Origin of the sequence: Microbacterium sp. (genome assembly GCF_031988965.1) — a bacterium.
Lineage (GTDB): Bacteria > Actinomycetota > Actinomycetes > Actinomycetales > Microbacteriaceae > Microbacterium.
Genome location: NZ_DALZXX010000001.1, coordinates 236,385 through 252,222 on the forward strand (window position 1 = coordinate 236,385; position 15,838 = coordinate 252,222).

General features: G+C 64.4%; 12 protein-coding genes. 3 read left to right on the forward strand and 9 right to left on the reverse strand.

Annotated elements, in window-relative coordinates; all coding sequences use genetic code 11:
• Nucleotides 1-132: 132 nt before the first annotated feature.
• A complete protein-coding gene (locus RTM68_RS01190; protein ID WP_312167566.1) occupies nucleotides 133-1,632 on the reverse strand; it encodes an arylsulfatase in 1,500 nt (499 codons plus the stop codon).
• Nucleotides 1,633-1,717: 85 nt separating this feature from the next.
• Nucleotides 1,718-2,611, reverse strand: a complete 894-nt coding sequence (locus tag RTM68_RS01195) for a formylglycine-generating enzyme family protein (RefSeq protein ID WP_312167704.1) — start codon at nucleotides 2,609-2,611, stop codon at nucleotides 1,718-1,720.
• A 185-nt stretch (nucleotides 2,612-2,796) separates the two neighbouring features.
• Between RTM68_RS01195 and RTM68_RS01200 the strand changes: the two genes are divergently transcribed.
• The 3 genes from RTM68_RS01200 (at nucleotide 2,797) to RTM68_RS01210 (ending at nucleotide 6,381) form a co-directional block, all read left to right on the forward strand.
• Nucleotides 2,797-3,468, forward strand: coding sequence for a GAP family protein (locus tag RTM68_RS01200; RefSeq protein WP_312167568.1), 672 nt, complete (start codon nucleotides 2,797-2,799; stop codon nucleotides 3,466-3,468).
• A gap of 328 nt (nucleotides 3,469-3,796) precedes the next feature.
• Nucleotides 3,797-4,753 (forward strand): HAD family hydrolase, encoded by a 957-nt coding sequence (locus tag RTM68_RS01205; RefSeq protein ID WP_312167569.1) that lies wholly within the window; start codon nucleotides 3,797-3,799, stop codon nucleotides 4,751-4,753.
• A gap of 17 nt (nucleotides 4,754-4,770) precedes the next feature.
• Nucleotides 4,771-6,381, forward strand: a complete 1,611-nt coding sequence (locus RTM68_RS01210) for a SulP family inorganic anion transporter (protein ID WP_312167571.1) — start codon at nucleotides 4,771-4,773, stop codon at nucleotides 6,379-6,381.
• Between the two features lie 12 nt (nucleotides 6,382-6,393).
• On the opposite strand, the gene RTM68_RS01215 is transcribed toward RTM68_RS01210, so the two are convergent.
• From RTM68_RS01215 to RTM68_RS01245, 7 genes are all read right to left on the reverse strand, one after another.
• On the reverse strand, nucleotides 6,394-8,727 hold the full coding sequence (locus tag RTM68_RS01215) for an arylsulfatase (protein ID WP_312167573.1): 2,334 nt from the start codon (nucleotides 8,725-8,727) through the stop codon (nucleotides 6,394-6,396).
• Nucleotides 8,728-8,845: 118 nt separating this feature from the next.
• Nucleotides 8,846-10,630 carry a SulP family inorganic anion transporter gene (locus tag RTM68_RS01220; protein ID WP_312167574.1) on the reverse strand — a complete coding sequence of 595 codons (1,785 nt, stop codon included), beginning with the start codon at nucleotides 10,628-10,630 and terminating at the stop codon, nucleotides 8,846-8,848.
• Complete coding sequence (locus RTM68_RS01225; RefSeq protein ID WP_312167576.1) at nucleotides 10,534-11,250, reverse strand: GAP family protein; 717 nt, start codon at nucleotides 11,248-11,250, stop codon at nucleotides 10,534-10,536. The genes RTM68_RS01220 and RTM68_RS01225 overlap by 97 nt, the downstream gene beginning before the upstream one ends.
• A gap of 14 nt (nucleotides 11,251-11,264) precedes the next feature.
• On the reverse strand, nucleotides 11,265-12,602 hold the full coding sequence (locus RTM68_RS01230) for a hypothetical protein (RefSeq protein ID WP_312167578.1): 1,338 nt from the start codon (nucleotides 12,600-12,602) through the stop codon (nucleotides 11,265-11,267).
• A gap of 696 nt (nucleotides 12,603-13,298) precedes the next feature.
• The gene (locus RTM68_RS01235; RefSeq protein WP_312167579.1) at nucleotides 13,299-13,541 is read right to left on the reverse strand and encodes an SHOCT domain-containing protein; all 243 of its coding nucleotides are present in this window, start codon (nucleotides 13,539-13,541) and stop codon (nucleotides 13,299-13,301) included.
• 99 nt (nucleotides 13,542-13,640) lie between these two features.
• Nucleotides 13,641-14,072, reverse strand: coding sequence for a DUF6325 family protein (locus RTM68_RS01240; RefSeq protein WP_312167581.1), 432 nt, complete (start codon nucleotides 14,070-14,072; stop codon nucleotides 13,641-13,643).
• Nucleotides 14,069-15,805, reverse strand: a complete 1,737-nt coding sequence (locus RTM68_RS01245) for a SulP family inorganic anion transporter (protein ID WP_312167582.1) — start codon at nucleotides 15,803-15,805, stop codon at nucleotides 14,069-14,071. Before RTM68_RS01245 ends, RTM68_RS01240 begins: the two co-directional genes overlap by 4 nt.
• Nucleotides 15,806-15,838: the final 33 nt, after the last annotated feature.

Consider the following 15,838-nt stretch of genomic DNA (forward strand, 5'->3'; position numbering starts at 1 on the left):
GCGGTCGTGACGTGTCCCTCACCCTTCGGGGGTGACTGGCATCGTCCAGTTGCGTGACATCGACTCGCTGGCGCGAAAGCGGAGCCCGGGTTCTCGAAGAACCCGGGCTCCGCGCTAATGGACTGAAGGGACTCAGGAGCTTCCGACTGTCGACTCCAGCTTCGCCATGACCTGGTTGATCGTGAACGAGGCGGACTCCTGACGAGCAGGGAACTCGACGAGAGTGCTGAGCATGCGACCCACATACGCCTGCGCCGGGACGAACAGGAACACGTGGTCGAGCACCCAGTCCCAATACGTGTTCGATGTGATGTCGGCCCGCTCGTACGGGTCGGTGCGCAGGTTGAAGAGCTTCGGGAAGCGCAGCTCGATGTACGGCTCCTGCCACACCTGGAGCGTGCCGACCGCGCGCTGCTCGAGGAACACCAGCTTCCAGTTCTCGAAACGGAGCGCCGTGAGGTCGCCGTCGTCCGAGACGTAGAAGAAGTGTCGCCTCGGGCTGTGCTCGACTTCTCCGGTGATGTAATCGAGCTGATTGTGCCCGTCCAGATGCACCTTGAAGTCGGTACCGTGCAGCTCCGTGCCGGATCGGAGGCGGTCGGCGACATCCGTATCCCCGGCCGCCGCCAGCAGCGTCACGAACCAGTCGTTGTGGCTGACGATGCCGTTGAGCGTCGTGCCAGCGGGGATGTGTCCTGGCCAGCGCACCATCGCCGGCACGCGGTAGGCGCCTTCCCAGTTGGAGTTCTTCTCGTTGCGGAACGGCGTCATGCCTGCGTCGGGCCAGCTGTTCATGTGGGGGCCGTTGTCGGTCGAGTACATGACGATCGTGTTCTCGGCGAGACCGAGCTCGTCGAGCAGGTCGAGCAGGCTGCCCACCACATCGTCATGGTCGAGCATCGTGTCGTGGTACTCGGACTGCCAGCGTCCGGCCCGCCCTTTGCTCTCTTCCTTGGTGTGGGTGCGGAAGTGCATGTGCGTGGAGTTGAACCACACGAAGAACGGGGTGTCGTCGTCGGCCTGCTGACGGATGAAGTCGGCCGCGGCGTCGCGGAACTCCTCATCGACGGTCTCCATGCGCTTCTTGGTCAGCGGACCGGTGTCTTCGATGCGCTGAGTACCGTCGTCGTTCGCCCAGGAGTGGATCACTCCGCGCGGACGGAACTTCTCGCTGAACCCCGGGAACTCCTCATCGGTCGGGTAGTCGGGGTGCTCCGGCTCCTCCTCGGCATTCAGGTGATAGAGGTTCCCGAAGAATTCGTCGAAACCATGCGCGGTGGGCAGGTGCTCATCCCGGTCGCCCAGGTGGTTCTTGCCGAACTGACCGGTGGCGTAGCCGTGGTGCTTAAGAGCATCCGCGATCGTGGGATCCTCGGGCTGCAGGCCGAGCTTCGCCCCTGGCATCCCGACTTTCGTCAGACCGGTGCGGTACGGGTTCTGGCCGGTGATGAACGCCGCACGCCCGGCTGTGCAGCTCTGCTCGCCGTAGTAGTCGGTGAACTTGACACCTTCATCGGCGATGCGGTCGATGTTGGGCGTTCGGTAGCCCATGAGCCCGTCGGAGTACGTGCTCAGATTCGAGATGCCGATGTCATCGCCCCAGATGATAAGGATGTTGGGCTTTGTAGCCATGGGAGCTCCTTCGTCGAACTGGTAAGCGAGCGCCTGCCCGCCTGGCTCAGCCAATCAGCCGCCCGCAAGAAATCCCAGGGACCCCTCACTCGGAACGGGTGAGGCGGAAACCGATGTGCGACATGCCGGTGTCCTCGGCCTGGGGCGAACGCGCGGCAGGCCGGAACCGCAGGCAGTAATCCGGTGAGCAGAGGTGAGATCCACCCTTGAGCACGCGGCGCGGGATGCCGGGAAAACCTTCCTGCGCGCTCGCGGCCGCGAGGAGATTCATCCGCTTGCCGGGGTCGACGGGTGCGTCGGAGAGCCGCACATGGCGCGGCGTGTAGAAGTCGCTCGTCCATTCCCAGACGTTGGCGATCATGTCGTACAGGCCGTAACCGTTCGGAGCATACGAGCCGACCGGTGCCGTGCCGCCGACGCCCTGATTGTCATACGGAAAGCGTCCGAGCCATGAGTTCGCCTGCGCGACGCCCCCCGGGTATGTTTCGTCGCCCCAGGCGAAGGGGGCACCGTCCACTCCCCCTCGGGCGGCATACTCGTGCTCGGCTTCGGTGGGCAGCCGCATCCCTGCCCAGTCGGCATAGGCCACCGCATCCTCGTACGCGATGTGGACGGCGGGATGCTGCAGCCGGTCGTCGATCGACGAGTCCGGCCCGTCGGGCCGCCGCCAGTACGCTCCCGGCTGCCAGCGCCACCAATTACGCCAGTTGCGCAAATCGGTCGGGCCGGGTGTCGGTGTGAACACCATGGAACCGGGGACGAGGTCTGCGGGGTCGGCGCCGGGAAACGCAGCAGGATCGAGCGCGCGCTCGGCGACGGTGACGTACCCGGTCTCGTCAACGAACTCGGCGTACTGCCCGTTCGTGACCTCGTACCTGTCGATGAAAAAGGTCGCGACCTCGCGCTCGTGCACCGGACGCTCATCCGGGTAGAACTCATCCGACCCCATCAGGAACCTGCCGCCGGGGATGCGGACCATGTCGCGCGTGCTCGTCATGCCGCTCAGCGTAGCGTCCCGGTCTTCCCGCGTCGGGCGAACGGTCGCCCGTGCGGGGTGACCGCGCTCCAATCCTCGAAGCGCCCGCGGTTAGCGTGTGGGTCAGAGCGGGCTGGAAGCGGTGTCGATGACCTCACCGCGGAGGGCCCTCGGAGAGAGAGCACACCATGGGTCCCGTCATCGGGGAGATCCTCCCCCTCGCACTCGGCATCGCTGTCAGTCCGATCCCGATCATCGCGGCGATCCTCATGCTGTTGTCGCCCAACGCCCGCGGGACGAGCGTCGGCTTCCTCCTAGGCTGGGTGCTCGGCGTCGTGGTCGCTGTCGTCGTCTTCACGTTCGTGTCGTCGCTGATCCCCGAGGAGGACGAAGACGCATCAAAGCCCATCTCCGGTGTCATCAAGATTATGCTGGGGGCGCTCCTTCTCCTCCTTGCCGTCAAGCAGTGGGGGTCCCGTCCGCATGGCGCCGACGAACCGCCGTTGCCGAAGTGGATGACGGCCATCGACTCCATGACAGCCGGCCGCGGACTCCTGCTCGGCTTCGCCCTGTCCGCTCTCAACCCGAAGAACCTGCTGATGGGGGTCGGCGCCGGCGTGACGATCGGATCCGCAGAGCTGACGGTCGGCGACACCACTATCGTGATCGCCGTCTACACGGTGATCGCGGCATCGACGGTAGCCGCCCCCGTGATTGCCTACCTCATGGCAGCGCAGCGGATGACGGGCCCACTGGAGGGCCTTCGCACCTCGCTGGTCCACAACAACGCGACCGTCATGGCTGTGCTGCTCCTCGTCATCGGCGTGGTGATGCTCGGCAAGGGCATCGGTTCCTTCTGAACGGGCGTCACCAGCGCGACCGCGCGACACCGTCGAGATCCCCCGGGACGACCGGTGCTCTGGATCCGGCGGCAGCCACCGCCTCGGCCTGCGTCGGCCCCCGCAATCACCCAAAGGATCGATGCCCGCGGCTCACCCGCTTCGGGTGAGTCCCGGGCATCGCCGCAGTGTTCGAAGGCCAGCATGGTCTTAACACGCTTCAGGAAGGTCGGCGCCATGGCCGATCGCAAGAAGTTCGCGAATGTCGTCTTCGACATCGCCGACGACGCCTACATCGACCTTGAAGCCCACTTCGCCGCGGCGATGTCCCGCGATTAAGGAGACCCAGATGATCGACGCCGGCGCACTCCGGTCATGGCGGGACACGTCCACCCGCTCGGCGATCGAGGAATTCGTTACCTCCGTCACAGAGGGAGCGGACGCCGTGCCTGTCGATGAGCGCATCGCGGTCTTCGACAACGACGGCACCCTGTGGGCGGAGAAGCCGATGCCCACCCAGCTGCACTACGTCGTGGAGCAGTGGCGGGCCGCCGCCGAACTGGATCCGGAACTGGCGCACCGCCAGCCGTATCGCGCCGCCGTGAGCGGCGACCTGGGCTGGCTCGGCTCCGCGATCGACAAGCACTACGCCGGCGACGATTCCGACCTGAACATCATCCTTCAGGCGCTCGGCGGGCTGACAGACGGGGTGAGCGTGGAGAGCTATGCGCACTCCGTCGCAGCATTCTTCGGAACAGCGAAGCACCCGATCACCGGGCGACCATATGCGGAGGCTGTGTACCAGCCGATGGTGGAACTGCTCCGCTACCTGGAACAGCACGGATTCACGTGCTACATCGTCTCCGGCGGAGAGCGCGACTTCATGCGGCCGATGACGCAGTCCAACTACGGCATCCCACCCGAACGCGTGATCGGTTCAGCGTTCGGACTCAGCTATGACGCCGAGAGCGCGGTCGTCCGCTACGCACCGTCACTGGCCTTCTTCGACGACGGCCCCGAGAAGCCGGTGCGAATCTGGAGCCGAATCGGCCGGCGCCCGCTGTTCGCAGCGGGGAACTCCAACGGGGACATGCCGATGCTGGACTTCGCCCGCCGCGGGCCCCGCCCGGGCTTCGCCCTCCTGGTCCACCACGATGACGACGCGCGCGACGACGCGCCATACGATGCCGGGGCGGAGCAGGCACTCGCTGCGGTCGCGGACAACGGCTACACGCTGGTGAGCGTGCGCGACGACTGGGAGACCGTCTTCCCCGACTCCCCGCAGCCGCGGTCCGAGTCGATATGACAGCTCCCCCGGCACGGGTGAGTAGACGCTGGATACTGCCCAGCCTCGCCGGATACCGACGCGAGTGGCTGTCGTCGGACATCATCGCCGGCCTCACCGCCGGAGCAGTTGTGGTTCCGCAGGCGATGGCCTACGCGACGATCGCGAACCTTCCGGTGCAGGTCGGGCTCTACACCTGCATCATCCCGATGCTCGTCTACGCTCTGCTCGGCGGCTCTCGCGCCATGAGCGTCTCGACGACGTCGACGATCGCGACCCTCACCGCCACCACCCTCGTCACGGCGACCGCCACCGCCGGCGCAGAGGACCCTGAGGGGGCAGTGCTGACTCTGGCGATGCTGGTCGGTCTGATCCTGCTGGTCGCGCGGCTGCTACGACTCGGCTCGCTGGTCGAGAACATCAGCGCGGCGACGGTGCTGGGCGTGAAGATCGGCGTCGGCGGTACGGTCGCCGTGGGCCAGCTGCCCAAACTCCTCGGTGAGACCTCCAACGCCTCCGGCGAAGGGTTCTTCCGCTCCCTGCTCGCCGCGATCGCAGCGTTCGACAGCGTCAGCTGGCCGACGGTGGCCCTCTCTGCGGGTTCCGTCCTCGTCATCGTGCTGCTCAAGCGCTTCGCGCCGAAGATTCCGGGGACCCTCGTGGTCGTCGTGCTCGGCATCCTTCTCGTCTGGCTCGCGAACCTCGACCAGGCCGGTGTGGCGCTGATCGACCCGGTGCCGTCCGGGCTGCCGACCCCTGGATTGCCGGATCTCACGCAAGTTGGCGCCCTCGTCCCCGGCGCTCTCGCTATCGCCGTGATGGTGTTCCTCGAGACCGCCGCGGTGGCCCGCGGCATCCGACGTACCTCTGAGCCCCCGATCGATGCCGACCAGGAGCTGATCGCCGTGGCGGCGGCGAACCTCGCGGGAACCTTCTTCACCGTGCTGCCCGCAGCCGGGGGCTTCTCGCAGAGCGCCGTCAATCAGAGCGCCGGTGCTCGCACGCAACTCGCCACCCTGGTGACGGTCGCTCTCGCGCTGCTGACCGCTTTGTTCCTCGGTCCGATCGTCTCGCTGCTCCCCCAGGCCATTCTCGCGGCGATGGTCTTCGTCGCCGTCGTGAGTCTGATTGACATCCCAGAGCTCATCCGCTGGGCGCGCATCAGCCCGATCGACTTCTGGATCGCGCTCGTCGTCGCCGTAATCGGCCTGACCGTCGGACTGCTCGCGGCGGTCGCAGCCGGCGTCGCGATCACCCTCATCCTCGTCCTCCGCGAGATCAACATCCCGCAGCTCGAGATCGTCGGCGAACGCGGGCCGACGCTCGCGGTCCGAACCGTCTACGGCCTCTATACGGCGAATGCACTCGCGAACGAGCGCGCGATCATCGCGATCGCGGCCAGCCGCCCTATCCCGATCCGTGCGCTCGTCCTCGATGCCCAGCGTCTGCAGATCGTCACCATGACCGTGCTCGAAGCCCTCGCCGATCTTGATCGCGAGCTGGCAGCCATGGGCGTCCAGCTACATCTGGCCGCGCTGCCGGAACGCGCATCCGCTATCGCCGCGAAGACTGAGTGGTATCAGTCACTGGTCGCCGGCGGTCGCGTGCACGCGACCGTCGAGAACGGTCTGGTGCACGCGACCGAGTAAAAAGCGCCAGCCCTACTCGCGAGACAGCATGGCCGCCGCCTCGAGCTCCAGGTCGAGATACTGCTCGCCGCTCACGTCAACGGCGACCCCTAGCAGCCTGCCTCCCGTGAACGGGAACGGGTTGCCGTACTGCCTGCTCACCGGATCCGCACTGTCCCAGCCGATGCAAAGGCCGTCTCCACATAGGGTGAATTTGCCGATCTGCGCGCGCATGTCTCCCGAGGCGACCATCTGATCATCGACGTACAGCTTCGCGATCCCGATCGATTCACCGTGCTCGCCGGCGCCCTCGCGGATAAACTCGACGCCCAGAGTGTGCGGTCCCGGGGTCAACTCCTCCGACGTGAAGGTCTGCTCCGGCGGGATGCCGAGGAAGTTGTACACATAGGTGAGTCGGTTGTCCTTGATGAACAGCGAGTGCCCGCCGAACCTCGAGCCGTGCGCGAAGAGGACGCCCTGGGCCCCTTCTTCGAGGATGACATCCGCCAGGATCTTGTACGAGCGGCCCCGCACGTTGGCGGCCACGCTCTCCGGCACCGCTGCGGTACCTGGGTAGTAGATGTAGCGCTCGCGCGGCGTCTCCGCCTGCGGACGCTCCACCGTGAGCTGCTCCCGTGCGGAACGGTCGTCAAGGGGGAGGGCGAAGTTCGCGTCCGCCTCCTCGAACCATGCCGCGATCAGCTCCTTCAACTTCTCGGGATGGCTCGCGGCGAGGTCGTTCGACTCGGAACGATCCTCCTCGACGTTGTAGAGCTCCCACACATCGGCATCGAAATTGCCCTTGCCCGTGAGCGGTGCGTGCACGGCCGCAGCCTTCCAGCCGTCTTTCCAGATGCCGCGGGTGCCGAGCATCGCGTAGTACTGCGTCTTCTTCTCGGTCGGGTCGCCCGGGGCCGCGTCGAAGCTGTACTTCATCGACACTCCGTCAAGCGGGTGCTGCTGCACACCGCGGAACGACTCCGGCATCTCGACCCCAACGACATCGAGCACGGTGGCGACGATGTCGACCGAGTGGTGGTACTGGTGGCGGATCTCCCCCTTGGCTTGGATTCCCTTGGGCCAGTGGATGACCATCGGATCGCACGTGCCGCCGGCGTACTGCGAGTACCGCTTGAACATCTGGAACGGCGTCGAGAATGCGGTCGCCCACCCCGTCGGATAGTGATTGTAGGTGTCTGCCGAGCCGAGGCGATCGATCATCGCGAGGTTCTCCGCTAGATCGTCGGGGTACCCGTTGAAGAACTTGTTCTCGTTCACGGAACCGTCTGGCGACCCCTCCCCGGAGGCGCCGTTGTCCGCGCAGTAGAAGATGAGGGTGTTGTCGAGCTGCCCGGTCTCCTCGAGGTAGTCGATGATCCGGCCGACCTGCGCGTCGGTGTACTCCGAGAAACCGGCGAACACCTCAGCGAACCGGGCGAACAGGCGCTTCTCGTCGTCATTGAGCGTGTCCCACGGTCGCACGTAATCGGCCGGGTTCGACACGTCGTCCGGCAGGGGGTTCATCGGCGTCATCGCCGTTCCCTCCGGCAGAATGCCCTTCTCGATCATGCGCCCCAGAACCCATTCGCGGTACGCATCGTAGCCGTCGTCGAAGGCTCCCTTGTACTTATCGATGTACTCCTGCGGGGCGTGGTGCGGCGCGTGGTTCGCACCCGGGCAGTACCACATGTACCAGGGCTTCGAAGGGTTCGACGCCTGCTGGTTGCGGATCATCTTCAGCGCCTGATCCGCGAGGTCCTTGGAGAGATGGTAGCCCTCTTCCGGCGTCGCGGGCGCCTCGATGAAATGATTGTCCTCGACGAGATCCGGGTACCAGTTGTTGGTCTCACCGCCGAGGAAGCCGTAGAAGCGGTCGAAGCCGAGCTGGAGGGGCCACATCGAGCGGTTGCCGCCGGGGGCGTTGTCCTCCTCCGGGACATTGTGGTTCTTCCCGACCCAGAAAGTCGAGTACCCGTTCTGCTGAAGAACCTGCCCCACTGTGGCGCACTCCGCCGGAAGGCGACCGGCAAACCCGGGAAAACCGTTCGTACCCTCCATGATCACCCCGGCCCGATTCACATGATGGTTGCGGCCCGTCAGCAGGGTCGACCGAGTCGGCGAGCAAAGTGACGTCGTGTGCCACTGGGTGTAGGTGAGTCCCGCGTTCGCGAGCCGATCCATGGTCGGCATGTTGATACGTCCGCCGTACGGTGACCAGGACGCCAGCCCTGTGTCGTCATAAAGAACCACGAGCACGTTCGGGGCACCGTCGGGCGCCTTCTGCAGCTCATAGGGAGACCAATCCGGCTCGGAGTCGCGGACGTCAAGCTCGATCCTGCCTCGAAAGTCTGAATTGAACTCCGACATGGTGTGCCCTCATCTCTCGCTCTGCAACCCTCTTGGCCCGAGGGTAACCCTCGGCGGGCCACGGGAGTCGGGCTCTCACCCTAGGAGGGTGAGAGCCCGACTCCCCTCCAGTTCGAGGCTAGAGGTCGTTCGGCGGGCCGTTCTTTCGCGCATCGATCATCGTCATTGCTCGGTCGAGTGCATCGCCCAAACGGGGAGCAGCGGCGAAGATGTTGTCGTGCCCCAAGGCTTCCCCTACCCCGGTGAGTCGAAGCTGGTCGACCACTCGAGGCCCGACGCCCACCAGTATTAGATGTGCTCCGGATGCGGCGAGCTCGGCCGCATATTCTCGCAGCATGGTGAGGAAGGTCACTCCCAGCTCGTCGGTGCCTCGGAGACGAATTACGACATAGGCGTCATGCGCCTCGTCCTCGGCGCGCGGCAACTGAGCGCGAAACGACGAGGAGGATGCAAAGAACAGACTGCCGTACACCGTGAGGACGACAACCTCTCCCGGCGCCAGGTGGGTCGGCGGCTCGGCCTCCATGGGCGGGGCGTCTGCACGGTCGAAGACGAGACGCTTCACTCGCACTCGATTCGATTGACGCGCGATGTGAAGCACGACTGAGAGCCCGACTCCGGCAAGCACCGCGTACTGCAGGGGGATGATCACTGTGAGGACGAAGGTGACGGCACAGACAGTGAGTGGCACGCCGCCCGTTCTCGCAACCATGACCAGCTGATGGAGTTTGAACGTCCTCACACCGACGAGTGCCAAAAGGGCTGCGAGTGCCGGCATCGCAGTGAAGCCGATGAGTGGAGCGAAAAGGAGCACGCACAGGATCATGACTACAGCGGCGAAGAGATTGGCGGAGGCGCTTCGTGCTCCCGCGGCACGGGAGAGGGCCGTCGCGGACATCGAGCCGCCCACCGGGATTCCCTGGAGGAGACCGGCTGCGAGGTTGGCGATTCCCTGGCCTCGGAAGTCCGCTGACGCGTTCGGGTAACGGCCGTCCGGGTTCGGGATCGATCCGGATATTGCAGCGCCCTGCACAAGGCCGACGAGCGCGAGCGAGAGCGCCGGAACCAGAAGCGAAAACACCATCGAGAAATCCGGCCATGAAAGCTGGGGTATCTCCCTCTCGACAGCGGCGATATCGGAAATCACCGCCACACTCGCCGAAGGAAGCAGGAACGCGAGAACGGATCCGAGGACGATGCCGACGACCATCGACAATGCGCCGAGTCGGGTTCTCTCGAGCAGAAGGATGGCGGCTAGAGTCACTGCCCCGACGAGAATCGAGGCGCCGCTCATCTCGCCGATGTGTACCGCTGAGTCCCAGGTCCGTCCCAGACGGTTGTCCGCCGCGCTCGCGTAGCCCGTGAAGTTCTCAATCTGGCTCAGGACGATATTGACCGCTACAGCGTTCACGAAACCGATGAGGACCGCAGCGGGGATGAAACGTACGAGGCTGCCCAGACCCGCGAGTCCGAGCGCGAGCATCACAATCCCCGCGAGAACCGTCATTGTGGCGATCGCTGCTGTGGCTGACGGCCCCTGTATCTCGGGAACGTCGGCGATGATCACCGCCATCGCACCTGTCGCTTGGACCGTCATGAAGACGGACCCGGTCGCCAGGGCACCGAACAGTGTCCCTGCGATGTACGCGTTGAGACCGAGTACCGGATTCACACCCGCGAGTAGGCCGGCCGCGAGACCGTCCGGAACGCTCTCGACTCCGAGCACCAGGCCCGCACGGAGGTCACGGCTGATGGTCGCCCGTGTTCCGAAGCGCATCGCATAACTTCGCCATAGGGCCGCGAACCTCACAGCACCCACCCCTGCACAGCTTTCCAGAGTTGAAGGACGCCCACGCCCGCAAAGATGCCGGCACTGAGATAGCCGTGGTGCTGCAGCATCCATGACCTCAATCGTCGAAGCATCTCGTCAGCACCGTCACCGCGTGCGAGAACGGTGATGACAGGGACCGCGACAGGTACCGAGGCTGCGATGACGAACCCCACCATCATCGACATCACTTGCCAAGGCGGAAGCTCAGCCAGGACCATCTCGATCCCCGCGGCGGCCACCAGTGCGATGTTCATCGGACTCAAGAAGATGACGATCCCGAGAACGAATGCCCGCCGCGGTCGGACTGCCTCCACTGACCGCACGAGTCCAGGCATTCGAGGGACCGCCGCCGATTCCGTGTCCTCAGCTCCCGTGCCCGCGACACGCGCCACCAGTCGCCGGGCGCGGGTGAACGTCCATACCGCCCCAGCGACACAGATCACCCCGACCGAGAGATGCACCACCGGCACCCATGAAGCCTCCCTGTACGCCCCGGTCGCGTTCGCCGCCGTGAAGATCGCCACGCTCGCCGCCGTGAGAGCGCTCGAGCAGAACACCCACCCCATCAAATACGCCGATCCGTTGCGCCTGGCGTCCTGAGACAACAGAATCCCGATCAAGGCCATCACGGCGACCGGGCTGGCCATCACCCCCAGCGCCACAGGCGCCAGCTGCCACACGGTCTCGATCATGGTTTGAGACTCGATTATCCGACCGGGGCGCCATCAGGATCTCCCGCCGTCTGCATCGGAGATTCCCGTTCCGGCTGAGACGTCGGTCGTCGGAGCAGTTCGATGGATACGAGCAGTACGATCAATCCACACGTCACACCGGCTATCGAACCGAACGACACCGGGCGGTTGACTATGAGTATCAGTGTGCCAAGAGCTGAGCCCACGATCAGGATCACTCCCCGATACCGTCCGACAAGCTCGCCGAACCTGCCGGTCGTCACACCGCGTCGCTCCCATTGGTGTCGGAGTGATGCGAAAGCGTTGGTCGTGATGCCTCGCGTCGCCATCGCCGATCTGCTGCGCCCAGCGAACCATGCTGCCACCGCCACCACCACTCCGAGGAAGGCCAAGGCGACGACTGTGCTGAAGAGCAGATCTGAGACCTGCGAGTACACCGCGGTCGCCGCCCCGGCGGGCATGATCGCGGGGCTGACGGAGCCGACGAATATTCCTCGGCCGATTCGTGCTCCCGCTGCAATGAGGGCGAAGACCAGCGCGAACCCGATGCTCGTCCCGAGGATCGCACGCGAGCGATTTCGCGCGAACAGGATCCCTCCAACCACGAGTGCGAGTACGAACCAAGGAAGCCAGAACCCCGTGGTGACTGCGATCTGATAGACGGACCGGACAAGGACCAGAGCGTCCGCTTGCGCGATCGGTATGGTCTTCTCGACGACGGGGATGAGATCCGCAAACCCCACCCCGCGATCCGACAGGATCTCCTTCACGCGCTCGATCACGATACTGAGATCGATGGCGATCACGCCGTCGTCTCCGAGCTGGACCGCGATGTCAGGATCTTCCTGCAAGACAGCGATCGCGCGATCGTGGGTAAACCTCAATGCTTCCGACCAGACTGAGGCGAACTGCTCGGATGCGACGAGATCATGGACGACCCCATCGACGAGTGAGGCCAGCCCCTGAGACGCCGGCGCCTCGAGGATTCCCAGTGCCGCCTCGGCTCGGGGCGGCAGATCCAGGTCGCGGAGGCCATCGAAGACCTCCCCGACCAGAGAATCCAGATCTAGTTGCTCGTCGATCGCGATCACAACTTGGTCAGCGACGAAATCTTGGACCGCGGGGTCGTTAGCGAGCGGCGCAAACGTCGCGACGAACTGATCCGTGTCCACCAATTGGGTGCGGGCCCAGGTGCCGATGGCGGCGGTGGGAGCGAGGATTATGGCGAGCACCAGAATGATTCCACTGACGATGCTCCGAACGGACCATCGGGACTTTCTCGGTACTCGAAGACTCGCGTTCTCCTCTTCGAGCGATTGCACTCTGGCACGCAGGTCATCCAGTTCGCTCATGTCCAGTTCCCTTCTTCATGTCTCGTGATGTCGCTCACCGCCTGCACCACTTACCTTCGTCGATGTCTGATGACGATCGCGGCTGCGAGGGTCGCAACGATCATCGAGATCGACAAGATCCCGAGGATGCTTCCGGCTGCAACCGTGCGTTCCATGACGCGCTTTCGCTCCAAGAGCCGGTCGGCCGAAGGCTGCGATTCATTTTCCGAGCGTCATGACTCCGAGAACGAGAATGAGGACGGTCTTGGTCACCGCGTTCTCGGTCTGGAGCCACCCTCGCAGTCGGTCGAGTGGGCTTTGCAACGTGTCGGGTGTGATGAGAAAGAACACATCCACTTGGGTTGGCTCGGAGGGTCGGATTCTCCTGGCCGCCCTCGCCACTACCTGAGCGCCAGTCCCAGTAGAAGCGGCCCGAGGACGATCTGGACGGTTCCACGGATCGGCTCGTCACCGCCATTGCTTTTTCCTGCTTCCGGGAGAAAAGATGAGACTGCGGTGAACACCGAGACTACGATCGCTATCCCCGCAAGCCAACCGAACAGGTGACCGGAGCCTCTGGTGCGAGCGTGGGGCGAGAGACGCAAGAATGCTTGTGATCACCGGAACCAGGCTGATCGCCACACCCAACGCAAGCGGCAAGAGCTGAGCAATCACATCGCTCATGCGCAGCTCTCACCCCACATCGTCGCGTCGTCTTCAGCTCAGGAGCTTCTGCTTCGCCGTCGCGAACTCCGCGTCCGACAGGACCCCGGAATCGTGCAACGTCGAAAGCTGTTGGAGCTTCGCAATCATGTCGTCGGCACCGGGCGCGGCGGATGGGGCGGTCGCATACTGAGCAGCGGCCTGCTGCGCCGCCGCATCGATTTGCGCCTGCTGCTGCGCAGCTTCGTACTGCTGTTGCTCATACTGCCCCTCCGCGCGCCGCTGCTGATTCTTCATCGCTGCTCCCTGCACCGCCGACGCCGTACCCGCGACGACAGCAGTTCTGGCAGCCAGTCCGATGAGTCCAGGACGGCCGAATCTCCTCAGTGGCATTTCTCAGTCTCCTTCTTCTTCCAAGATGTCCATCAGTGCGTTCACGACGGGAGCTGCGATCCTCTCGGTCCGCAGCACCACTCCCCCGGATGCGTTGAGCTTCTCGGCGAGATCGCGTGCGTAGGTGAGCTCAAGCACTGCGACGGCAGCGGATCGCCCCGGGAGCACATGTTCTGCGAGCGTCAAGATGTCCTCCTCCCCTGCTAGGCCAGAGGCGATCAGTTCGACATCAACGAGATCGGAGCCGATCTGCTCGTCAATTGCTTGGATGTCGACTTCGCCGGTGGTGTCTTTGGCGATGACCACAAGGTCCAGTAGGCGGACAGTGCCGGAGTCGATGAGTTCTCGCAGAGCGGAGAAGGTCCCTGGGTCGGGCGCACTCCCGTCGAACCCGACAAGATAGAACTCGGCTGGACCATAACGAAAATTGGTCATGTGGTTGTTCCTTTCTTCTCATGATGCGGAGTCGCCGCAGGATCGTGCCGACCGGCCAGGGCCGCCACCGCCGCGCGGTTGGTCTCGTACACGGCATGGTCCTCGAGTATTCCCAACCGGACTAGTCGAGGGCGGGTGGAGGGCCGAAGGCGGCTGAAGGCAAGAGAGATGCCGTTGGCCGTCAACCACTCCTTGAGGCTCTCGAAGGACTCTGCCGCGGTCACATCGGCATCCGTCACCGCTTCCATGTCGATCACCACGTGTCGCACATGTTCGGTACCAGCGGCAGTGACGGCGGTACGAACAGCGCTCGCGAACACATCCGCGTTGGCGAAGAAGAGCGGTGCTGCCATGCGGATCACGATCACCCCAGGCGCTGTGATGCCACCGCGCGGCGCGCCCTCGAGAAGGGATGCTGATGGCTGGTCGGCTGCGCTTAGCACGTCGATCGCCGGACGAGATGCACGACGTGCGATGTTGATGAGCGCGAGGACGAACGCTGTGAGGATGCCCGGGATCGAACCGACCAGCAGAGTGACGAGGAAACACAGGGCTCCGATCGCGAACTCGAAGCGATCCCTCTTCCACAGGGCGAAGAACTCCTTGATTCCGAGCAGCGGGAGGATTGCGACACCGACGATCGCTCCGATCGCGGGCGACGGAATGCCTTCGAGGAGACTCGTGCCGAAGAGCAGAAGGAGCAGTGTTCCGACCGCGAGCACAAGCGATGGCATCTGGGTGCGTGAGCCGGCCTGATCCATCGCGGCCGTTCGACTCGTCGATGATCCAACTGCGAAGCTCCCCTGGGCACCCGCTGCGAGGTTGGCTACCCCGAACGCGAGGAGATCGCGGTTCGGGTCAGTGCGGTAGTGGCGCTTCTCTCCGTACGACCTCGATACGAGCAATCCTTCGGCCGTCGTCACGAGCGTGAGTGCGAGCGCCGACGGGATCAGCAGCAGCCAGGTCTGCCACTCCAACACCGGCCATGTGACAGTGGGTGCACCCGCCGGGACTTCGCCCAGAACCGCCACTCCTCGGTCGGCCAGGCCCGTTGTCATTACCACCACGGTTGCGACCACCATGACGATCAACGCCCAGGGCACGACAGCCAGGATTCGCTTGCCGACGAGCAGAACGGCAACGGAGAGGGCCGAGATTGCCAGAGCCCAGAGGTTGGTCGAACCTAACTGTCCGAACAGATCCACAACCTTCTCGACGAACTCCCCCCCGGAGTTGATCGAGATGCCGAGCATCTTGGCCGCCTGAGAGACGAGGATGTCGAGGGCAAGACCGCCTACGAAACCGACGAGGATCGGCTTCGAAAGGAAGTTCGCTAAAAAGCCAAGTTTGAAGACGGCGAGGAGAATGAACATCGCCCCGCAGATGATCGCTTGGGCGAGTGCCATTGTCGCGTACGCATCCGACCCGGCCGCAGCAAGTCCGCCGATCGATGACGCGACGAGCGCAGCCGCTGCCGCGTCGGGCGAAGCCACCACCTGCCGAGACGACACCACGAGCGCGTACACGATGGTGGGCACTACAAGTGCGTACAGCCCTGCGGTGGCGGGGAGGCCCGCGATCTGCGCGTACCCGATGTTCAAGGGGATCGCGATCGCGAGAAGTGTGACACCGGCAGAAAGTTCTCTGACGAGATTTCGGCGCGTTAGTCCTGCGAGCGGTCTCTGCACGATCCCCTCCGATCCTCTCTCTTCCTGTCGCCTGTCGAGACTCATGGTCGCACCGCGGATTCGGAAGTCTGTCGTGCG

Bases quoted from the DNA above. Each gene is read 5' to 3' on its own strand.
- RTM68_RS01190 (WP_312167566.1), bottom strand. From the start codon at position 1,632: ATGGCTACAAAGCCCAACATCCTTATCATCTGGGGCGATGACATCGGC.
- RTM68_RS01195 (WP_312167704.1), bottom strand. From the start codon at position 2,611: ATGGTCCGCATCCCCGGCGGCAGGTTCCTGATGGGGTCGGATGAGTTC.
- RTM68_RS01200 (WP_312167568.1), top strand. From the start codon at position 2,797: ATGGGTCCCGTCATCGGGGAGATCCTCCCCCTCGCACTCGGCATCGCT.
- RTM68_RS01205 (WP_312167569.1), top strand. From the start codon at position 3,797: ATGATCGACGCCGGCGCACTCCGGTCATGGCGGGACACGTCCACCCGC.
- RTM68_RS01215 (WP_312167573.1), bottom strand. From the start codon at position 8,727: ATGTCGGAGTTCAATTCAGACTTTCGAGGCAGGATCGAGCTTGACGTC.
- RTM68_RS01220 (WP_312167574.1), bottom strand. From the start codon at position 10,630: ATGGATGCTGCAGCACCACGGCTATCTCAGTGCCGGCATCTTTGCGGG.
- RTM68_RS01225 (WP_312167576.1), bottom strand. From the start codon at position 11,250: ATGATCGAGACCGTGTGGCAGCTGGCGCCTGTGGCGCTGGGGGTGATG.
- RTM68_RS01230 (WP_312167578.1), bottom strand. From the start codon at position 12,602: ATGAGCGAACTGGATGACCTGCGTGCCAGAGTGCAATCGCTCGAAGAG.
- RTM68_RS01235 (WP_312167579.1), bottom strand. From the start codon at position 13,541: ATGAAGAATCAGCAGCGGCGCGCGGAGGGGCAGTATGAGCAACAGCAG.
- RTM68_RS01240 (WP_312167581.1), bottom strand. From the start codon at position 14,072: ATGACCAATTTTCGTTATGGTCCAGCCGAGTTCTATCTTGTCGGGTTC.
- RTM68_RS01245 (WP_312167582.1), bottom strand. From the start codon at position 15,805: ATGAGTCTCGACAGGCGACAGGAAGAGAGAGGATCGGAGGGGATCGTG.